The sequence below is a fragment of the Sphingobium sp. MP9-4 genome, assembly GCF_005281675.1.
Taxonomy (GTDB): Bacteria; Pseudomonadota; Alphaproteobacteria; order Sphingomonadales; family Sphingomonadaceae; genus Sphingobium; species Sphingobium yanoikuyae.
Genome location: NZ_LUFI01000024.1, coordinates 25,250 through 46,294 on the forward strand (window position 1 = coordinate 25,250; position 21,045 = coordinate 46,294).

The window sequence follows — 21,045 nt, forward strand, 5'->3', positions numbered from 1 at the left end:
GAGGCGACCGGGCCAGGCGTCGTTTCGACAGACAGGGGAATGGAGCAGATGAAGGACGGCAAGGATAGCCCGCACCCCGATCTTGACGCAGAAGAGGCCGCCCATGTCGAGGAGCGCAGCACGGGTTCGGCAAAGGTCGTCCATGAGGTCGTGCGGCTCCAGGGCGAGGAGGAGCTGGATCGCCCGATCCTTGCGCTCATGCTTTCCGGCCTGGCCGCCGGCCTCGCGATCACCCTGTCGCTCATGTCCGAACTGTTCCTGCGGGCAAGGCTGCCCGACACAGAATGGGCGCCCCTCATCTACCTGCTGGGCTATCCGGTCGGATATCTGATCGTGATTATGGGACGGCTTCAGCTCTTTACCGAAAGCACGGTCACTGCGGTTCTGCCCGTCGCGACCCGTCCGAGCCTTAGCAATCTGGGCAGGCTCGCGCGCCTGTGGGCCTGCGTGCTGGCTGGGAATCTTGTCGGCGTGACGCTCGTAAGCGCGCTGATGGCCGGTGAGATCATCATCACGCATGAACAGCGCATCGTGGCGCTCGATATTCTCGCCAAGCTCGAATGGCAGGACTGGTCGAAAACCCTGATGCTGGGCATTCCGGCTGGCTTCATCATGGCCGCGATTGCGTGGGCCTTGCCCAATGCCAAGGGCAGCGAATTCTGGGTAATCTTCCTCCTGACCTATGTCATCGGTCTTGGCGGCTTTTCGCATGTCGTCACCGGTTCTTCCCAGATCAGCTTCCTCTGGTTGAGCGGCGAGGTCAGTTTCCAGCAGGCCTGGTTCGGCTTCTCTCTGCCTGCACTCATTGGCAACATCATCGGTGGTAGCGGCCTGTTCGCGGTCCTGGCCCATGGGCAGATGCGAAGCGACCTTACCGAAGGGGGATAGCGTTCGGTTTCAACCGTCGCCGGCAGGCAGAACTGCGCGAAGAGACTTCTCGATTTCCCCGCCGCAATAGGCCTCGCCATAGCGCTTCACGCTTCTTGCCTCGAGCCTCGCCAGGGCAGGATGAGCGCGCAGACGCTGGACCAGACCCATCGTTGCCGGCGCATGTTGGGCGAGCATGGCAGCGATCGCGCCGAAGCGGCTGGCCATGGTGCCCCATAATGTCACGGTCACGATATCGGCCAGATCCGGTTTTGCGGTGCCGAGCATGAACCCCTTTCCAGCTTCAAGGCCGTTGCTTGTGCCGACAGCCTCCCAGATGCGCATCCATTTCACCAGCCGAGGAATAAAGCTGGCCCATCGATCCTCCGTCCACATCTGCCGGCCGCCATCCAGCGTAAGTTCGTCAATGATATCATTCGCGTCGTTGACGAGCTTGACCGTCAAGGCGCGGTCGCGGGCACCGCCATGCACAAGGGCAAGACGTTCTGCCAGATAGACCATGATTGCTGGCATCTGCGACAGGGCAAATCCGGTGTCATTATCAATCAGGAGGGGTGGTCCCATGAAGGGCACCGGCTGATCCTCCGAAGCCATTTTCATCAGCGCGGCGATCTCACCTTCATCATGTTCGTTCCAGCTCTTGCCCGCAAAGGCAAGCGCGGCCCGGATGAACTGTCCGCGGAATGGCAATGGCCAATAATAGAGCTCGAAATCCCTCTCCACCCTCATCCCTCCTTTACATCCGTGCCTGTGCCAGAAGGCTTTCCTGGGCATATTGGTTGCCATGAAAATCTTGCTGGCAACCTCCGGGCTGGAATGGTGCACAGGAACACAGTGGCGGAGTTCGCGTTCTCCAATATGAGCTATCAGCAGTTTCCAGCAGCAGTTTCGGGGGCCAGCCAGGCGATGAGACCGAAGCTTCGATGGGGGGCATAGCCTCAAAGAAGGTCTTCTCCGCCAATGATAGTGCAATTGCGCAGGGAGCTTGGGACGCATGTCGAATGAAATAGGTTCGGTTCGGCAATGGGATGAGGGGGACCTGATGGAAGCCTTTCTTCTCATCCAAAGCGAGCGCCATACCAGTGACGACCAGATAATTTTTGCAGAAATGCGGCGCCGTGCCGGTGGCGGCGCACGTGAGCAGCACGATGCTTCTAACCGGCCTCGACTGTGGAACTTCGAGCCGGACCGGCCTCTGCTCTGAGATATGGTCGCCAGCCCGGCGCGCGCCAAAGGCGAGGCGTTGCCGGGCCGGGACACCTCAACCCGCTGCAACCCCGTCAGGCGAAAAGCGGTCTGTCATTTCGGCGAGCGCCCGCCCACTCATCCAGGCGGATTGCGATCTGATCGCGCCCCCCACGCTTTGCGTCGTAAAGCGCTTCATCTGCCAGCCGGTAGAGCGTGCCAAAGTCAACGCGGGATGCCGAGGCCGTCACACCGATACTCACCGTCACCATGCGATTGCCGATGATGTCGCCATGGCTCAGATCGGCCAAGGTTCCGCGCAGGGTTTGTGCAAATTGCTCGATGTTCCCAACTTCAGCTCCTGTGACCATCATCGCAAACTCCTCCCCGCCCAGACGACATACGGCACAGGAGGAATTCTCATGCTGTGCGATGCAGCGGCCAATTGCTGCCAGAACGTGATCGCCAGCCTCATGACCATAGACATCGTTGATCGACTTGAACCAATCGACGTCGATCAGGAGCAGGGCAACCAGCCCGCCTGATACAGGCAAGCCTTCGAGCATCCTGCAGGTTCTTTCCATGAAACCCCGTCGGTTTGGCAACCCTGTCAGAACGTCACGGCGGGCAAGCTCATGGGCCTTAGCCTCTGCGAGACGGGCGACGTCTCGTTCCGTCCGCAACCGGGCATGAGCACGCGAAGCGGCAGCGGAGAGCCACAATGTTTGCCAGGCCGCTGCGAACAGGACCAGAATTTGCGATCCACCGCCCCAGAACATCGCGTCCGCATCGAAGAAGCTGGTCGAAGCAAGGACGATCATTGGCAGTGCCCAGGCCCCACCCAGGCGCCGCGCCGCGCTGCTTCCCCGTCGCCATGCCTGGCCGATACAGGATGCGACCGCCGCCAGATTGGCCAGGACCAGCAACCCCAGCAGATTGCCGAGCATGTCGAACGGCCCCGAACGCATCAGCGAAAGCGGGATGCCCAATGCGCACACGCTTGCGGTGAGGCCCAGGGCGGTGCGCCTCAACCCCGCATCGAGATGCTGTTTTTCAAGAGCAGTGACGGCGCTCAAAGTGGCGAGCGTGATGGCGAGACAGGAGAGACCAGTGCAGATTTGGGCCGATACCGCGCCCGCCATCGAGGGAAAGAAGAACAGATGAAGTTGCGACCAGCACGCCCCCCATATGACCATGCAGCATGCCCATGCGGCCTGCCAGCCGGCATGTTGCTGACGGACGGCAAGAGCCAGTGAGGCGTTATAAATCGCGCCCACAATCAGCAGAACGAGCGCAGCACCGGTCAAGGTAGCCAGGCCAGTTGTCTGGGTGGCTTCTTCACCACGCTCGACAAGCCTCATCCGAAGGAGATGCGCGCTCGCCACTCTGTCAAATCTCAAGGTGAAGGCCACGACAGGAACGTCGCGATAGGGCGCGCGGAACGCGAGTTGGCCGCCAGCTCTCCAATAGGTCCCGAAATTGCCGCTCCGGACATGTTGCTGCTCGACGGCACCGTCACGATAGATGAAGCGCACGACCAGCCGATCAAATCGAGAGCTGTGGATGATCAGCGACAGATCCTCATGATCGCGCGAGCCCTGGGGCAAGGCGGCATGGAGCCACAATGTGCCCTTCTGATAGCCATCAGGATCACCATTGCAGACAAAATGGGAGGGGCGCGTGTCGTCAGGGGCGATCGATCGGCTCACTGCATGACATAGAGGATCGCCAATGCGTAGCAATTCAGCGCGCGCAGGCTGAGCCCCGCCCAGGATCAACAGTGCGATCGAGAACATGGCGCAGCTAATCGCAAGCCTATGTCGGGATAGTCCCCTGGTCAGGATCCGCGCATTCATCGCGGCCCCTCTAGCATGAAAATGCGTGAATATACTGGGCGCATGGCCACTGGCTCGCTTGCGGGCAGCGATCCGCCCGGCTCGCGTCAACGCTCACCATGGACTGACGGAGGCGGAAAAACATCTCACAATCACAAAACAAGAAATTTAATCCAAGTTAAAAAGAAAGGCCATCATGTTGCGGCGGACGGCTTCATGAAAATCCCGCCGCTAAATCCATGACGATATCGAAATAAATATTTCGAATGCTGCTCCATCCATGTCTTCTGCCTCAATAGACATTGGCGAACGCGCCCTGATAGTGTCAAAATTGCAACATAAGCATTATTGTTTTCGCACGCGGCAACCCCGGTGCATGCCCTTTAGTTTGAGCCTCGTGGAAATAATCAAACAGGGACGTACATCATGAAGAAGATCATTCTCCCATTGCTGGGCTGCCTGGCACTGCCGACTGCTGCCATGGCTCAGGACGACACCGCACCCGATGGCAGCAAAGCCTTCGGTATTGAACCCTATGTCGGCATTCTCGGCGGTTATCACACTTTCGACCGCGGGACCGAGTTCGGCAGCGTTCCGGGCGAGACGATCATGAACGGCGCCCTGATCAGCGGCATCGCGGGCGTGAATGTGCCACTCGGGCCGGTGTTCGTCGGGGTGGAAGGGAACGCCTCGAAGGGCTTTAGCGACATCGACTGGGAATATGGCGTGAAGGGCCGTGTAGGCGCCCGCGCAGGCGAGAGCGGTTTGATCTACGCCTCGGCCGGCTATCAGTGGGTCAATGGCAAAGGCGGCTGGCCCGACGAGAAGGACTGGATGTACGGTGCGGGTGTCGAAGTGGGGCCAAAGGAGATCGGCCTCGGCGGGGTCACTGGCAGCAGCGGCGTGCGCCTGCGCGTGCAGGTCGACACCTATGATTGGGACAGTTTCCGTCCCATGGCTGGCGTCATTTTCCACTTCTGAAAATTACCACACAGTTCCATGGGAAGGAATAAGACATGGCCTTCCCCCGGGACGCACAGGCTGATCGCGCAGCCGCTTCTGGGCCGCATGCGCCTTGAGTGGAAGATGGGCGCTGCCATGGGGTAGAGCGGGCAACTACAGCGGGCCCGTTCACCCATTCAGCCAGAATGTGCCGGGCTCATTCACATGATCTGGAGATTTTCTTCCCGCACCATGAACCCGTTGAATATCAAGGCGTTTTGAGTGGGCTACTGCGCTCTTTGCAGGATTTTGGAGGCTCGTGCATGACGATCGAAGTTCGCTTCCCCGATGGCAGCCGTCGGGATGTGCCGAGCGAGCTTCGTATCCTGCACGCAGACAGCGCGAGCGAAGAGCCTGCATTCTGGCATCTACCGCTCAACTGCGATTCCTATTGGCGTTTTGCGTTTGACGGCGTCCACTGGAATGCGCGCCCCAGAACGGGTAGCCTTGCCATGTTCCGTAGTCCGGGCATCGAGTGGTGGCGGGGCATCGTAACAATGTCGGACGAAGCGGCTTTGGGTCAGGAACAGTGTCTTCTGGTCGCCGTCAACGCCTGATGGCCTATGAATTTTCTTGAACAGCGCGAGGCGATGCGCTCACCATGGTGTCAGCATATTCTATGTGAGCCGCTGCCAGGCCTCTTCCATCGCATCGCGCAGTCGCGCCGCCCAGAAGGATTGCCCCTCGCCTTGGGAAATAAGGTCCTGCCTGACCTCGATTTCAGCGTAGCGAAGGTCATTTGAAAGGGCGTGGAAGGGCATGCTGTAATCGGTTTCATCCATGGCATAGGGAGCATTGTCGCCCACCTTGATCGGCAACCGGCGTAGCGCGTCCAGCAGGCAAATCGCAAAATCGATCCGGCCGGCGGCGTGCAGGACGCCCACCGACCAGGGGCGCCTCATCTCGTCCAGTATCGGGGTGAAACTATGGAGCGCGAGCAGGATTGTCTCCTGCCCCGCTGCCAGCCGAGCTGAGATCATTTCTGAAATGCCGGAATGATATGGAGCATGGATGGAGGTGACACGCGCCAGCCTGTCGATTTCGGTCAAACCCTGATTGCCACCGATATCGGTCCCATCGGACGACGCTGGTATCGCGTCGTCGCGCGCGGGATCGCGATTACAGTCGATGACCAATCGCGAATAATTCTGGAAGATGAAAGGGGCATCGAGGAGACGCGCCAATTCCAGGCCCATATCTCTCACGCCTATGTCGATTGCGATATGCCGAGACCAATCGGCCGGGCCTACGCCAAGATCACCCAGGGCCGAAGGAATTGCCAGCCCTGCATGATCTCCGGTCAGGAGGAACGGGGAGGAGCCGTTCGCGTTGATGACGGTGAAGGGCGCAGGATCGGCTGGCACCAGTAGATTCATGGTTTCTCCCTGCCCATTGGGAACTTCCTTTCATGCCGTTGCTCACAATCGAACATGTGACGACTTATCGCTATCAGCAATCGGTGTCGCTGGGCGAACATCGCATCATGATGCGGCCGCGTGAGGCCTTCGACCAGCGACTGCTCCGCGCGCGGCTCGATATCGATCCCCAACCTTGTGAATTGCGCTGGCTGCATGATGTGTTCGGAAATTCCGTGGCCATTGCTCTGTTCGACAAACGCACGTCGCAGCTGAAAGTCGCGAGCGCGGTTACGCTCGAGCATGCGCCCTTGACGCAGCAGCAGGTCGACGTCGAACCCTATGCCCGGCTTTTCCCCTTCACCTATTCATCGGAAGACATGCCCGATCTGTTGCGGTCGATCGAACGAAACCATCTCGATCCCGAGCGGATCGTCGACAATTGGGCCAGAGGTTTCGTCAGCAATCATGGTGATACAGCGACCATCGATCTCCTGACGCGGATCGCGACAGGCATCCAGCGTGACTTCACCTATGTGCCACGACATGAAAAGGGCACCCAATCTCCTATGGAGACGTTGCGCAAGCGGCAGGGGACCTGCCGTGACTTCGCCGTGCTGATGATTGAGGCTGTCAGGGCGCTGGGCTTCGCCGCCCGCTTCGTGTCGGGCTATGTCTATAATCCATCGCGCACCGAAGGGCTGGTCGGTGGCGGCAACACCCACGCCTGGGTCCGTATCTTCCTGCCCGGATCTGGCTGGGTGGAATTCGATCCGACAAATGGGATCATCGGCAATCGCGGCTTGATCCGCGTGGCGATCGCACGCGACCCGTATCAGGCGCTACCGTTGTCGGGCACCTGGTTCGGCCTGCCTGCAAGCTTTCTGGGGATGGATGTGAGCGTCAACGTCAGTCGTGCCGATCCAGAACCATTCTCCCTCTCCGGCCATGGCGCCATCAACAGCCGGCTTGCCGGCAATCAGGAAACGAACCCGACATGCTGATCCGGTGCGGCTATGATATCGAATTCTCGACCGAGAACCGGACGGCGATGATGGCCATGCTCAGCCTGCATCCATCGCGCCATCAGGATCTGCGAACGCCGCAGCGGCTGATAGCGGCGCCCGACATTCCGCTTTATCAATTCGAGGACGGGTTCGGCAATGTCGCCACCCGGCTCACCATCCCACCGGGCAATGTGCGCTTGTCATGCGACTTTGTGATCGAGGATAGCGGAGATCCCGACCAGCGCTCGCCCAGTGGTCCTCAGATGCCGGTGGAAGAGCTTCCAGATGCCGTCATGCCCTTTCTTCTGGGCAGCCGCTATTGCGAAACCGACCGTCTGATGGACGTGGCATGGGCTCAATTTGGTCATCTGGCCAGCGCGCGGGAAAGGGTGGAGGCGATCGTGGGCTTCGTGCATCATCATATTGAATTTGGCTATCAGCATGCGCGCGCCGACAAGACCGCCTGGAATGGCTATCAGGAGCGAAAGGGCGTGTGCCGTGACTTCGCCCATCTCGCCATAACCTTGTGCCGCTGCATGAATATTCCCGCTCGCTATTGCACCGGTTACCTCGGCGACATCGGCGTGCCTCCGGTAGATGCTCCGATGGATTTCAGTGCATGGTTCGATGTCTATATCGACGGCGCCTGGTATACCCATGATGCGCGCCATAACCGCCCGCGCATCGGCCGGATCCTGATGGCACGCGGGCGCGATGCCACCGACGTAGCCTTGACGACGGCTTTTGGCCCGGCAAATCTGGTGCGATTTCAGGTGCACACCCAGGAAGTAACCGCCCTTGACTGAGCAAAGCGACCCGCTTCTCCAACCCTGGCCTGGCCCGCTTGGCGCGCCACCTTTTGCGCGGATAGGTGATGACCAGTTCCTTCGCGCGGTCACGACCAGCATCGCCTGGCACAAGGCTGAACTTGATGCGATTTGCGAGCAGGTCGCGCCCGCGACCTTCGAGAATACGATTGCCGCACTGGAACGGTCGGGCGAGCCGCTCGCGCGCGTCCGGCGGTTGTTCTGGGCCCTGTCCTCGGCGAAGGGCACGCTGGCCATCCGCGAGGCGGAAGCTGAGATTTCGGCGCGACTTAGCGCGCATGCCGTCGCCATAAGCCATAATGCCCAATTGGCAGCGCGCGTCTTCGCAGTCCATGCTTCACGGCACGAGAGCGGCCTCACCCCGGAACAGGTCCGCCTCGTGGAGGATAGCCATGCAAGCTTCCTTAGAGGCGGCGCAGCATTGACGAGGGCTGGCAAGTACCGCTTTGCCGCCATCGAGGCTCGCCTGTCTGCCCTAGCAGTTCAATTCGGGCAGAATGTGCTTGCCGCAACAAATGCCTGGGTGCTCGATCTGGAGCAGAATGAGCTTGAGGGACTGCCCAGCGCAATATGCGAGGCGGCTGCGGCGCGAGCAACAGCAAAGGGGTTGCAGGACCGTTATCACATAACGCTCGATCGCACCGACCTGGAGGCATTTCTGACCTTTTCGAAGAGGCGCGACTTGCGCGAGGCCCTATGGCGGGCCTTCACCGCACGCTGCGACGGCGACCAACATGATAATTGGCCCATCATCGCCGAAATGCTCGCGTTGCGCAGGGAAAGGGCGGTCCTGCTGGGCTATGCCGACCATGCGCATTATGCGCTGGCCGACAGCATGGCGCATGATCCGGCAGCAGCGAGCGCGCTGATGCGCCAGCTGTGGGCGCCGGGCAAACGGCGCGCAACGCAGGAAGCTGCTGAACTGCAGGCATTGATCGATGCGGAGGGCGGCGATTTCCGCCTCGCGCCCTGGGACTGGCGCTTTTACGCGGAACAGGTACGACGCACCCGTTACGCACTCGATACTGCGGCAGCTGCGGAGCATTTGCGGCTCGATGCGGTGCGGCAGGCAGCATTCGACACAGCCGGCCGACTTTATGGCCTGAGCTTCTACAGGCGTGCGGACATAGAAGGCTATCATCCGGACGTCTGGGCCTGGGAAGTGAAGGAGAGCAACGGGAGCACTGTGGGTCTGCTCTTCACCGACTATCTGGCCCGCCCGGAAAAACATGGTGGCGCTTGGATGGGAAGCCTGCGGGTGCAAGAAGCGATGGATGGCGACGTGCGCCCGATCGTCTATCTGGTCGCCAATTTTGCCGCTGCTCCGCCACCCGACCGGGGTGCGACCCGCCTTTCGATTGATGAGGCGCGCACCTTGTTTCATGAATTTGGCCATGCATTGCATGGGCTTCTTTCACGAGTCACCTACCCCAGCCAGTCCGGAACTGCGGTTGCCCGCGACTTCGTGGAATTTCCGAGCAAGTTCATGGAGAACTGGATTGTCAGCCCGCAGGTGCTCGCCGATCTTGGGATGCCTGAAGATCTGATCAGCGCCATTCGCGAGGCGGAGGCTTATGGTCAGGGCTTTGCCACCGTGGAATTGATCGGTTGCGCATTGGTGGACCTTGCCATCCACCAGAATCCGGACGCTCAGATCGATCCTCGCGCATTTGTCGAGGCGCAGCTTGATGCGCTCGCAATGCCCCGCGCGGTCGGGTTGCGCCATCGCTTTCCCTATTTCACGCATATCTTTGATGGCGGCTATTCGGCTGCCTATTATAGCTATGCCTGGTCCGAAGCACTGGATGCCGACGCATTTGAGGCTTTTGTCGCGACAGGTGATATTTTCGACCCCGGTCTCGCATCGCGGTTCCGCGAAGAGATACTCGCCGCAGGAAATAGCCGCGATCCCATGGCGTCCTTTCAGGCCTTCCTGGGACGCGCGCCCGACGGAACGGCCTTGATGCGAGCAAGGCATCTTCTCGACGCTTGAACGCCCCTGGCGCGCGATCCGTTTTGCCGAGAATGAACCACGGGTTGAGGCCAATCACGCCTCGAGCCATCCGCCGCGCTGCACATGGCCTTAATGGTGATCGCATAGCGGAGAGAAGCGGGCTGCATGTCCTCATGCAAGGGTAGCAGACCCATCGAGGGGCCTTGTCAGGCGGCGATGGTCAGCGGGGTGTCGACATGCTGTCCGATCTGGATCACCTCATCAGTATGAACCTTGAACGAGGCCAGTCGCATCGGACCGAACGCCGTGGTCAAAGCGGTATCGGCTGCGTCGCGTCCGCACGCCATCAGGATGCGCCCTATGCGAGGGACATGATGCCGCGCATCGAAACTGTGCCACTCACCACCCAGGTACACTTCGAACCAGGCGTGGAAATCCATTGGGACATCAACCGGATCGACGCCGATATCGCCAAGATATCCGCTGCAATATCGTGCCGGAATGTTCATGCACCGGCATAGGGCCACTGCAAGATGGGCAAAGTCCCGGCATACGCCAACCCGCTCATTATATGCCTCCCAAGCGGTCCTGGTGCATCGCGCATATTGATATCCGTAGGTCAGATGCTGGTGCACGAAATCGACAATGGACTGCACACGCTGCCACCCGGGCGCGATATGGCCGAAATGATACCAGGCTTTCTGGCAGAGGAGATCGGTCTCGCAATAACGGCTTCCCATGAGATAGATAAGGACGTCCGAGGGCAAATCCCGAACTTCATGCTGGACTGCCGATGGACTTTGGCGATCGTGCAGGCCGCTATCGGCAATGGTGAAGTCACATGACAGGGTAGTGCGCCCTGCCGGCAGGGTCATGCGTGTGCAGATATTGCCAAAGCTGTCACGGTAATCATGGGTCGGGATCGGCGCGCCTGTCCTGATCCTGTGGGGGCTGCGAAGATCGGGAAACCTAGACGGTCGGATCGTGAGGAGGGAAATTAACGGCGTAGGAGCACCGGTTTCCAGGACCAGTTCATAGCCAGCACGAATGAGCATAACTGCCTTTCCAATTCGAGGCGCGATCTAGACATGAAAATCTACAGGTCATTCGATGGTTTCTTTGCCCAGAAATCATCCGACAAATGTTAAACCTTCATTATTTGATCAAAAGATGATCTATTCAATTATATTTGCAATAATTGGTATCCGCGTAGGGCTATATTACCGCCTGATGCTTTCGTTCTTCGCCGATGCATATCTCTCCCAACAGTCGGGACAGTTCATTCACCGAATAGGGTTTGTGCAGAAGTGGAAAGCCATGGCGGCTATCATCAGCCAGGACATGGCTATAGCCACTGGTGAGCACCACGGGGATTTCCGGCCAGCGCGCCCGGATCTGACGCCCAAGCTCCAGACCATCGATCCCGGGCATGACGACATCTGAAAAAACGATATCGATATTGGCGTGCGAACGCTCAAGCACCGCGATCGCCTCAGGAGCATTGGCCGCACGCCACGTCTTGTAACCAAGATCCTCGAGGAGCTGCGAAGCGAAGTCTCCGACCGGCTCATTATCCTCGACGATCAGAATATTCGCATGCTGGATGGCGCAACGTCCTGACGGCGTGACATCCTCCAGGGAATGTGGCGCGGCAGCCCGCGGCAGATAGAGGCTGAACGTCGTCCCGATACCCAACCGACTTGCAACGTCGATCTCGCCACCGGACTGTTTGATAAAGCCATAGACCTGGCTCAGTCCCAAACCCGTACCCTTGCCCACCTCCTTGGTCGTGAAGAATGGCTCGAATATATGTTCTATCTGCCCTTCGCTCATGCCCAAACCCTCATCCGTCACGGAAATCCTGACGAAATCGCCCCTGGCAGCCGCGAGGCCGCCGCGGGCCGGGATTGATCCGGCCGCTTCCACCGACAGGGTAATCCGTCCCTCTCCGTTCATCGCGTCGCGCGCGTTCACCGCCATGTTGATCAGCGCGGTTTCGAACTGGCTCGCATCGACTTCGACAAAACAGGAGGTGCAGATCGGGTCGACAACAAGGGCAATGCGCGAACCCACGACCGTTCGAAGCATATCCGCAACGGCTTCAACCTTGCGCGCGGCATTGAACGTCTCTGGTCGAAGGGCCTGGCGGCGCGCAAAAGCGAGAAGCTGGCTCGTCAGCTTCGCCGCACGGTCCGCGGTCTCCGAGATGGCATCAATATATTTCTTCTGCTTCTCGCGCGGCAGCTCGCGGGTCGCGAGAAGGTCGGCGGACCCACGGATGATGGTGAGAAGATTGTTGAAATCATGCGCAACGCCGCCTGTCAGTTGCCCGATCGCTTCCATCTTCTGAAGTTGGCGAAGCTGATCCTGAGCCGAGGACAGTTCGCGCGAACGCTCCTCGACACGCGCCTCCAGCGTGTCATTGAGCAGGCGCAGCTGTTCTTCCGCAATGGTCCGCTCCAGAAGGTCTGCGGCCTGCCGGGCGAGGATATCGAGCAGACGCAGGTCCCGCTCGGAAGGATGATGCGGACGATCCCAATGGGTGGAGATCATGCCGAGCAAGCGGCCGGTGCGCGAGAGAAGCGGCGTGGTCTGAGCCGAGCGGATGCCCGCGGCGCGAAACGCATCGAGGTCGGCAGTCCCGGCGATATCGGCCCATTTCTCGAAATCAGGAACAATGGCGCGCTGACCCATTTTCAGGGCTAGCGTGCAACTGCTGTAGGCTGCTGGACTGACCCACTGCCAGAACCCGACCGCTTCTGCCGGCAAGCCTCTGTGCGCCAGCAACTGGAGTTGCCCCCCATGTCCCGAAGGGTCATCGGCGGGGCAAAGGAGTTGCATCGTCCCGAACTGGGAGCCGGTGATGGCAACAGCGGCCTCCACGATCTTGCCATAGAGTTCGAACCGATCATTCTCGGCGATGAGCGTAACGCTGATCGCGTGAAGCAACTCGATATCGGACGGTTCCCTGGCCGGGCCCTGAACTTGCGACCCACGCGGCAATATCTGCGGCCCACGATATGTGACAGTCATCATCGCTCCCATGCCGCCATCATCGGCCGCGCTTCACGCCAAAAGAGGCATATGCACGAAAAGTTCCGGTGAGTTCTGGCCGCAGACATCACGCGCCCCAGTGCCGCGCGGTCGCTATCTAAGATTCATATTGATCCAGATTGGTCCTGGACATCTTCTCGCCTCCCGCCGGAACCCAGCCTCCCGCTTCCGGTTAGAGGTCTGTCTGCTGCGACAATCGCAGCCTATCATGCGCGTCAGGGAGAATTGATATGGCCGTTTCGGGTCCCAAAAGTGATGCTGCTCTGGAAAATGGTCTTGCCGATCACCAGCCCGGAGCTGGAAGTCCCGATTATGAGACGATGGTCGGAGAAGGCGGAGAGACGCAGCAGAGGTTGCAGGATGAGCGCTCCGGTGATGCCCTGACAGACAATTTCGGGCATCGGATCGCAGACAATCAGAATAGTCTGAAGGCCGGCGCCCGCGGTCCCACGCTGCTGGAAGATTTCGTACTGCGCGAGAAAATCTTCCATTTTGACCATGAACGCATCCCTGAACGGATCGTCCATGCACGCGGCTCTGGCGCCCATGGGATTTTCGAGTGCACCAAGGCCATTCCCGATGTGACCAAAGCGAGCATTTTCCAGAAGAAGGGTGCGAGCTGCCCTGTGTTCGTTCGTTTCTCCACTGTGGCCGGTGGCGCGGGTTCCGTTGATACACCGCGCGATGTGCGCGGCTTTGCTGTGAAATTCTACACGGAAGCCGGCAACTGGGACCTGGTCGGCAACAACATCCCGGTATTCTTCATTCAGGATGCGATGAAATTTCCTGACCTGATCCATTCGGTGAAAATGGAAGCGGATCGGGGCTATCCCCAGGCTGCGAGCGCCCATGACACCTTCTGGGATTTTGTATCGCTCATGCCCGAGAGCATGCACATGATCATGTGGGCCATGTCCGATCGGGCCATTCCTCGCTCGCTGCGGATGATGGAAGGATTTGGCGTCCACAGCTTCCGCTTCATCAACCAAGACGGCGACGGCAAGTTCGTGAAGTTCCACTGGAAACCGGTTCTGGGCGTTGCGTCCCAGGTCTGGGACGAGGCTGTCAAGACGGCAGGCGCCGACCCCGATTTTCATCGCCGCGATCTGTACGAAGCCATTGCCAGCGGTGATTATCCCGCCTGGGACCTGGGCGTGCAGATTTTCGATGAGGCTTGGGCGGCAGAACAGCCCTATGATGTGCTGGATGCAACCAAGCTGATCCCGGAAGAGGATATTCCTGTCGAGATCATCGGGCGCCTCACGCTCAATCGCAATGTCGACAATTTCTTTGCCGAGACAGAGCAGGTGGCCTTCCTGCCCAGCAACGTCATTCCAGGCATCGACTTCACGAATGACCCCCTGCTGCAGGGGCGGCTTTTCTCTTATCTCGATACGCAAAAGTCGCGTTTGGGAACGACCAACTTCCATCAGATCCCGATCAATGCGCCCAAATGCCCCTTCCACAATATGCAGCGCGACGGGTTGATGCAGACGCTGGTCCCCAAGGGGCGCGCCAATTACGAGCCGAACAGCCTGAACGAGGCTGGCGAGGATAGTGGTCCACGCGTTGCGCCCGAAACCGGCTTCACATCCTTTAGCGATAATGGAGAACGCAACGATCCCACTGACAAGATGCGGATACGTGCCGAAACATTTGCCGATCATTATAGTCAGGCGCGGATGTTCTATCTGTCGCAGACCGAGAATGAACAGGCGCACATCGCATCGGCCATTGTCTTCGAGTTGTCGAAGGTGGTGATGCCTCATGTGCGGCTTCGGGTTCTCTCGCGTCTGCGCAACATTGACGAGGATCTGGCGCAACGAGTCGCCGACGGGCTGTCGATCGCTCTGCCTGAAAAGGCGCCAGCAGCCCGAGACCTTGTGGAGATGCCCATCTCCGACGCTCTTTCTATCCAGAAGAATGCCAAGGATGGCTTCGCCGGCCGCAAGGTCGGAATTCTGTTTGCCGAAGGCTCCGACAAGGCGATGGTGGAGAAGCTCAAGACGGGCGTGGAGAAAGCAGGCGGCAGCGTCTTTCTGGTTGCGCCCAAAATTGGTCCCCTCAAGGTCAAGGGCGGAACGCTCGAAGCGGACGGCAAGCTCGATGGCTCGCCCTCCGTGCTGTTCGATGCGATTGCCTCCGTGCTGATGCCGCAAAGCGCGGAAATATTGTCGAAGCAAGGCGCTGCGGTCCAATGGTTCATGGACGCCTATGGCCATTGCAAGACCATCGCCCATTGCCCCGGCACGCAGATCATCCTCGACAAGGCGGGGGTGGAAAAGGACGACGGCGTCATTCCAAACGAGATGCTGCTGGACAAGGGCCCCAAGCGGCACTGGGCGCGAGAGCCGAAAATCCGCGATCTCGCCTGAGATCAGCTGCTAAGTCCGCATGCGCGCCATTAGTGCGCATGCGGACAATTCTGTGCTGAGCTGTCCGGGACGACAGATTCATTTCGTTGGCACATCCAAAGCAGCTGGCGCCGACATGAGGTCGGTGCGCGGCGCCAACATCTTAGCAGTCCTGAGGAACGTGTCAGGACGAGGAGGACCAGATGATTCAGCCCGAAGACGAAGCATGGATGCGCGAGGCTATCGCGATTGCGCGTTCAAAAGGGTCTGATCCTTCAACCTCCCCTCTGGGCTGCGTGATCGTGCTGGATGGGAGGATGATAGCCGGCGAACGCAATCAGACTCAGGAGTTACCCGACGCGACAGCCCATGCAGAAATGATGGCGATCAGGCGCGGTTGCGAGAATAGCGGTGACATGGAGCTGCGCGGCGCAACGCTTTATTCGACGCTTCAGCCATGTGGAATGTGCACGATGGCATCGATCTGGGCAAAGGTCGGAAGGGTCGTTTACGGCGCTGGAAGGCATGATGTTCATCAGATGTATTTCGAGGCAAGGCATGTCGACACGCTGGATTTCGTAGCAGAAGCCTATCGCGATGATATCTCGATAGAGGGGGGATGCCTGCGCGCGGAATGCGCTGAACTTTACTACCCGCCTGACGCAGATCTTTCGGAGGAGGAACAGGCCAACCTATAACATCATCATTTTCTGCCCAGATGGCGGCATGGCTCAATCGGGTCGGCTTGTTTCGACGATAAGCCAAGGGTATCGCGGAGCCGATGAAAGGGCCGGGCGTTGTGCGTGCGGATCAACTTATGGAGTTCTGATGCGCGCAATCCTCCCAGAGCAGCTGGCAAGCTATTTTGACAGCTCGCCTGTGGCTTTGTCGCTCGGCCGCGCAGAGGGCGATCATGAGCTGCTGTTGACGAATGAGGGCTTCAGGAACCTGACCGGCTATGCGACGAGCGAGATCGTCGGCCGCAATTGCAGGTTCTTGCAGGGACGCAGCCGGAATGAAGAGGCCCGCGCGCAGATACGGTCGTTCCTCCAGGACGATGGGCAGGCGAACGTGCGGACGTCCATCGTCAATTTCCGGAAGGACGGGCGCCCCTTCGTCAATCTTCTCTACATGACGAAACTTCGCGCTCAGTCGGGCCAGGTGCGCTATATTTTTGCGTCTCAATTCGATGTCAGTCGCACCCAGCCGGATCGACTGGCGGATTATGATCTCGACCTTGAGCGTACGCTTGACCGATTGAGTCCGGTCCTGGCGGAAAGCGGGATCGTGGTTGAAGGTTCGCTGATGACAATCGCGAATACGGTGGCCACCATAGCACAGGCCAAGCTCATATTGTCGGATCTGGACAATGGCGATTTCCTTTGAGCGGTGAGACGGCTAACCCCAGCCGGTTGCCGATCGTGGGCATCGGCGCTTCGGCGGGCGGGCTTGAGGCCCTGCGCGAAATGCTGGCGTCAGCCCGTGGCCAGACCGGCATGTCCTTCGTCATCGTTCAGCATCTTGATCCCAATCATGAGAGCATGCTGGCGCAATTGCTGGACCGCCACACGACCCTGGAAGTTCTCCAGTGCGAGGGTGGTGAGCAGATAGAGGCGGACAAGGTTTACATCATCCCTCCCGGTCGCGGCCTGGTCATACGCGAGGGCATGTTGGAACTGACCGACTTCGCGCAGCCCCGCGGTCTTCGCAGACCGATAGATGATTTCTTCATCTCCCTCGCGTCGGACAAGCAGGCGGATGCCGCCTGCGTCATACTTTCAGGTACCGGCGCTGACGGGACCATGGGCTTGCGTGCCGTGAAGGAAAATGGCGGGCTGTGTGTCGTGCAGGATCCTGAAACGGCAAAATATGATGGCATGCCGCTGTCTGCTGTGGGAACCGGACTGGTCGATTTCGTCAAACGTCCAAGCGAGATAATTCAATGTCTGGAAGGATTTTTCCAGCACCGTGCCACGGCCGAAACACCCGAACGGGAAGCTGCTCTGGTCGCCGATCATGTCGATGATCTGTGCAAGACACTGCGAACTGCGGTGGGCCATGATTTTTCGGGTTACAAGCGCACGACCCTTATCAGGAGGGTCGAACGGCGCATGCATGTGCTGGGGATCACGTCGGGCCACAGCTATCTTTCGCGGATAAAAAGCGACAGGGACGAATGTGAAGCGCTGTTTCGTGATCTCCTGATCAACGTCACCCGATTTTTCCGGGACGCAGATCTGTTCGAGCGTCTGAGGATCACGGTTATCGAGCCGCTGGTCGATCAGGCCGATGGCGAGGAAATCAGGGTATGGGTTCCAGGCTGCTCCTCTGGCGAGGAAGCCTACAGCGTTGCGATGCTCTTCGCCGAAGCTGCTCGCAAACGAAATATTCTGCCGGCATCCGTGCAGATCTTCGCTACGGATATTGATGAGCAGATGCTGCAGATTGCGCGCGAAGGAGTATATCCTGCGTCTGCGCTTGCAGATATTCCGCTGGCGCTGCGCGAGCAATATGCGATCCCTCACGCAGAAAGGTTCACGATCGTTCCCCAATTGCGGGACATGATCCGCTTCTCCAGTCATAGCCTGGTCAAGGATCCGCCCTTCTCGCGCATCGATCTGGTCTCCTGTCGCAATCTTCTCATCTATTTCGATGATCGGCTGCAGCAAACGGTCATGCCGATCCTGCATTATGCTGTTCGGCCAAATGGATATCTGTTTCTTGGACCGTCCGAAAGCGTCGGGAGATTCGAGCATCTCTTCCCGGCGATCGATCAGCAGGCGCGCCTTTTCCAACGCGCGCCTGGGCCACCCAATTATCCGATCGATCTGCCGGGTGGCGGCAGGCTCCGCGATCAACCCGCGACAGGTTCCGGCAACAGGCCGTCGGGTCGGTCGGCAAGCGATGAGACCATAGCGGTTCGTCGCCTCGTCGAGCGCTATACGCCCGCTAGTCTCGTGCTAGATCAGGATGGCGCCATCATCTCTGCCTATGGTCGGCTCGGCCGCTATTTTGATTTTCCGGTCACACGGACGGGAGGCTCGAGCGCGATTGGTCTCGCCCGCGCTGGGCTTCGCAACGTTCTTGGGCCGCTACTGCGCGAAGCGCGCGACAGTCGAAAGCGGGTCGTTGCGCGTGATGTGCAGGTCATGTCCGAATATGGCATGCAGCAGATCGATGTCATCTGCGATCCACTGACCGATGGCACGCTGCTTTTCGTTTTCCGCGACACGGCGCCTTTCCGCCCAGCGCTTGATCAGGATGTCGGCGAACTGGACGCAAGCGATGATCATCTCGATGCGTTGGAGGACGAGCTTCGTGTCACGCGGCACCGCCTGCGTACCGCTGTCGAAGAATTGGAGACGGCGAATGAGGAACTGAAAAGCTCCAACGAAGAAATGATGTCGATGAATGAGGAGCTTCAGTCCACCAACGAGGAGCTCACGACCGTAAATGATGAGCTGAAGTCAAAAGTTGACCAGCTGACTGTTGCAAATTCCGACCTTCGAAATTTCTTCGAGTCGACCGATCTGGCAGTGATTGTGCTCGATGGAAAACTTCAGATCAGAAGCTACACCGAAGCTGCGACGGCCCTTTTTCCGCTTCAGCCCAGCGACCGCGGACGACCATTGGAGGATGTCACGTCACGCCTTGCAGGGACGCTCTATCTTGATGATGCACGGTCCGTGTCAGAGGGGCATCCTGTGATCCAGAGGCGTGTCACGACCCGCGATGGCGCGAGAACCCTTTCGCTTCGAACATTGCCTTACAGAACCCAGAGCGGATCGACGGACGGCGCGACGCTCGTCCTGACGGACATTACTGACGCATTGTCTCTCGAGCGCGATCTTGCGGCCGAACGTGAGCGCCTTGGGATGGCCATTCGGGCAGGTGGCGTTGCAACATGGGAATATAATGTCGACACGGGCGAGGCGATCATCGATGACCATGGGCGTTCCATCCTGGGAATAGCGCCCGACATCGCTTCGACCGATGGTGAGCGGCGCCTGGCGCGACTGCATCCCGACGACCGTGAAGCTTTCGATGCAGCATTGGCGGAAGTTGTCGCGCAAGGGGGCGATTTCGAAGCGAGCTATCGCGTCGTCGAGAACGGCCAAACGCGTCGCATCAAGAGTTTCGGCAGGATCGTGAGCGATGGCTCAGTCCGTCATCTGGTCGGCGTCTCTATCGATGTAACGTCGGAATATATGCTCGCCGAGACGCGTGAACTGATGTTGCGCGAAATGAATCATCGCGTGAAGAATCTTTTCGCGATCGTGGGCGGAATGGTCTCCGCTGGGGCGCGGATTCATGATGATGTGCGTGCCTACGCCGCCGATCTGAGGGAGCGTATTGCAGCCTTGGGACGTGCGCATTCCCTTGCTTCGCCAACGGGGGAAGTACAGGCCATCAATCTGGAAGAGTTGGTTCGGACAACCATCGAACCCTATCGGGATCATGCAGCAATCTCGATCAGTGGACCTGAAATCCTCATCGCGCGTTCCTGCCTCTCGTCCCTGGCGTTGATGCTGCATGAATGGGCGACCAATTCGGTCAAATATGGGGCTCTGGGGGCCTCCGATGGGAGATTGAACATCGTTTGGAAACTTGACCATGATCTCCAGTTGACGTGGAGCGAAACGCGCCGGGACGCACTGAGCGAGGATGGCGACGTTGGGAGCGGATTTGGCACCCTGCTGGTCCAGACATCATCCCGACAATTGGGCGGGCATGTGGAAAGAGATATTAGCGACGACATGTTCACGATAAGCCTTACCCTGCCGGACAAGGTTCTGGCCGATGCCTAAGACGATCATGCTGGTTGAAGACGAGCTCCTGGTTGCCTTCGATGTACAGGACATCATTGAAGCTCAGGGCTTTTCGGTCGACGGCCCCTACATCTCTGTTAAGGATGCTGTCGCGGCGGTCACTGCGCAACTGCCGTCCTGCGCTGTGCTCGACGTGCGTTTGCAGGATGGCGAGGTCTTTCCGGCGGCTGATTTGCTCGAAAAAGCGGGCGTTCCAATCATATTCCATTCCGGGCATGCCGACGCCTCGGATCTCAAGCGGCGCTATTCCAAGGCTGCGGTGTGCGAGAAGCCCTGTTCGCCCGCGGCCCTGAGAGATACGATACTCGAGCTGCTCGCCGAATGAGCCCAATTTTTGCGTAGCGCTCCGCCACCATTTCCTCGCAGCACCTGACCACGCGCCTCAGGCCGTCGCAAGATGTCCCTGAAGGCGGAGATTTTCAGGCGTCGTCGGGGATGGTCGGATTGTTCGTTCCTGGCGCGCCGGGCATCAAGGCTCCGTCAGCATTCCGATCCTCCTCAGGTCCCGACCGTTCGCCCAGGGCGCGGTCGTCGGGCTGCGCCTCCTGACCGTGGATCGGCTGGTTTTTGGACTGCTCCTCCTGCGTGCGCCGCGCATCATTCGCGTGGTGACCATTGCCTTGCATAGTCGTGGCCTGCGGCTGCGCGGCTGCCGCGATAGCCAGGATGAATATCCACATGATGCTTCCTCTCACTTCTCCATAGTCGCTCTAATCTCCCGTGGAGCGACGTGGTTCCGGATTTTCTCCTCTTGC

At 59.1% G+C, this 21,045-nt stretch carries 18 protein-coding genes; 12 read left to right on the forward strand and 6 right to left on the reverse strand.

Annotated elements, in window-relative coordinates:
* Positions 1-39 precede the first annotated feature (39 nt).
* Positions 40-888 (forward strand): formate/nitrite transporter family protein, encoded by an 849-nt coding sequence (locus A0U87_RS06405; RefSeq protein ID WP_037490759.1) that lies wholly within the window; start codon positions 40-42, stop codon positions 886-888.
* A gap of 9 nt (positions 889-897) precedes the next feature.
* On the opposite strand, the gene A0U87_RS06410 is transcribed toward A0U87_RS06405, so the two are convergent.
* Positions 898-1,617, reverse strand: a complete 720-nt coding sequence (locus A0U87_RS06410) for a glutathione S-transferase (RefSeq protein ID WP_037490762.1) — start codon at positions 1,615-1,617, stop codon at positions 898-900.
* 265 nt (positions 1,618-1,882) lie between these two features.
* On the opposite strand from A0U87_RS06410, the gene A0U87_RS06415 reads away from it, so the two are divergent.
* Positions 1,883-2,092, forward strand: a complete 210-nt coding sequence (locus tag A0U87_RS06415) for a hypothetical protein (protein WP_037490766.1) — start codon at positions 1,883-1,885, stop codon at positions 2,090-2,092.
* Positions 2,093-2,168: 76 nt separating this feature from the next.
* Here A0U87_RS06415 and A0U87_RS06420 read toward each other — a convergent pair whose 3' ends face one another.
* Positions 2,169-3,869: a GGDEF domain-containing protein gene (locus A0U87_RS06420; RefSeq protein ID WP_037491889.1), complete on the reverse strand. Its 1,701-nt coding sequence runs from the start codon at positions 3,867-3,869 to the stop codon at positions 2,169-2,171.
* Between the two features lie 465 nt (positions 3,870-4,334).
* Here A0U87_RS06420 and A0U87_RS06425 point away from each other — a divergent pair, with 465 nt between their 5' ends.
* Positions 4,335-4,889 carry a hypothetical protein gene (locus A0U87_RS06425; RefSeq protein WP_004209566.1) on the forward strand — a complete coding sequence of 185 codons (555 nt, stop codon included), beginning with the start codon at positions 4,335-4,337 and terminating at the stop codon, positions 4,887-4,889.
* Between the two features lie 284 nt (positions 4,890-5,173).
* Positions 5,174-5,467 (forward strand): hypothetical protein, encoded by a 294-nt coding sequence (locus A0U87_RS06430; RefSeq protein WP_004209567.1) that lies wholly within the window; start codon positions 5,174-5,176, stop codon positions 5,465-5,467.
* Positions 5,468-5,527: 60 nt separating this feature from the next.
* Here A0U87_RS06430 and A0U87_RS06435 read toward each other — a convergent pair whose 3' ends face one another.
* Entirely contained in the window at positions 5,528-6,286 is a 759-nt protein-coding gene (locus tag A0U87_RS06435) for an N-formylglutamate amidohydrolase (RefSeq protein WP_004209568.1), read from the reverse strand.
* Positions 6,287-6,318: 32 nt separating this feature from the next.
* Here A0U87_RS06435 and A0U87_RS06440 point away from each other — a divergent pair, with 32 nt between their 5' ends.
* The 3 genes from A0U87_RS06440 to A0U87_RS06450 are packed head-to-tail and all read left to right on the forward strand — an operon-like array spanning position 6,319 to position 10,092.
* The gene (locus A0U87_RS06440; protein ID WP_004209569.1) at positions 6,319-7,269 is read left to right on the forward strand and encodes a transglutaminase family protein; all 951 of its coding nucleotides are present in this window, start codon (positions 6,319-6,321) and stop codon (positions 7,267-7,269) included.
* Positions 7,263-8,078: a transglutaminase family protein gene (locus A0U87_RS06445; RefSeq protein ID WP_004209570.1), complete on the forward strand. Its 816-nt coding sequence runs from the start codon at positions 7,263-7,265 to the stop codon at positions 8,076-8,078. The genes A0U87_RS06440 and A0U87_RS06445 overlap by 7 nt, the downstream gene beginning before the upstream one ends.
* Entirely contained in the window at positions 8,071-10,092 is a 2,022-nt protein-coding gene (locus A0U87_RS06450) for a M3 family metallopeptidase (protein WP_004209571.1), read from the forward strand. Before A0U87_RS06445 ends, A0U87_RS06450 begins: the two co-directional genes overlap by 8 nt.
* A 167-nt stretch (positions 10,093-10,259) precedes the next feature.
* Here A0U87_RS06450 and A0U87_RS06455 read toward each other — a convergent pair whose 3' ends face one another.
* Positions 10,260-11,108 (reverse strand): transglutaminase family protein, encoded by an 849-nt coding sequence (locus tag A0U87_RS06455; protein WP_004209572.1) that lies wholly within the window; start codon positions 11,106-11,108, stop codon positions 10,260-10,262.
* A 160-nt stretch (positions 11,109-11,268) separates the two neighbouring features.
* The gene (locus A0U87_RS06460; protein WP_099230805.1) at positions 11,269-13,098 is read right to left on the reverse strand and encodes an ATP-binding protein; all 1,830 of its coding nucleotides are present in this window, start codon (positions 13,096-13,098) and stop codon (positions 11,269-11,271) included.
* 239 nt (positions 13,099-13,337) lie between these two features.
* Here A0U87_RS06460 and A0U87_RS06465 point away from each other — a divergent pair, with 239 nt between their 5' ends.
* From A0U87_RS06465 to A0U87_RS06485, 5 genes are all read left to right on the forward strand, one after another.
* A complete protein-coding gene (locus tag A0U87_RS06465; protein WP_004209575.1) occupies positions 13,338-15,482 on the forward strand; it encodes a catalase in 2,145 nt (714 codons plus the stop codon).
* A gap of 182 nt (positions 15,483-15,664) precedes the next feature.
* A complete protein-coding gene (locus tag A0U87_RS06470; RefSeq protein ID WP_004209576.1) occupies positions 15,665-16,159 on the forward strand; it encodes a nucleoside deaminase in 495 nt (164 codons plus the stop codon).
* 28 nt (positions 16,160-16,187) lie between these two features.
* The gene (locus tag A0U87_RS06475) at positions 16,188-16,847 is read left to right on the forward strand and encodes a PAS domain-containing protein (protein WP_240700510.1); all 660 of its coding nucleotides are present in this window, start codon (positions 16,188-16,190) and stop codon (positions 16,845-16,847) included.
* Complete coding sequence (locus A0U87_RS06480) at positions 16,844-20,269, forward strand: chemotaxis protein CheB (protein WP_004209580.1); 3,426 nt, start codon at positions 16,844-16,846, stop codon at positions 20,267-20,269. The genes A0U87_RS06475 and A0U87_RS06480 overlap by 4 nt, the downstream gene beginning before the upstream one ends.
* On the forward strand, positions 20,262-20,615 hold the full coding sequence (locus tag A0U87_RS06485; RefSeq protein WP_004209581.1) for a response regulator: 354 nt from the start codon (positions 20,262-20,264) through the stop codon (positions 20,613-20,615). Before A0U87_RS06480 ends, A0U87_RS06485 begins: the two co-directional genes overlap by 8 nt.
* Before the next feature lie 94 nt (positions 20,616-20,709).
* Here the strand turns inward: A0U87_RS06485 and A0U87_RS06490 are convergent, their stop codons facing one another.
* On the reverse strand, positions 20,710-20,970 hold the full coding sequence (locus tag A0U87_RS06490) for a hypothetical protein (protein ID WP_004209582.1): 261 nt from the start codon (positions 20,968-20,970) through the stop codon (positions 20,710-20,712).
* Positions 20,971-21,045: the final 75 nt, after the last annotated feature.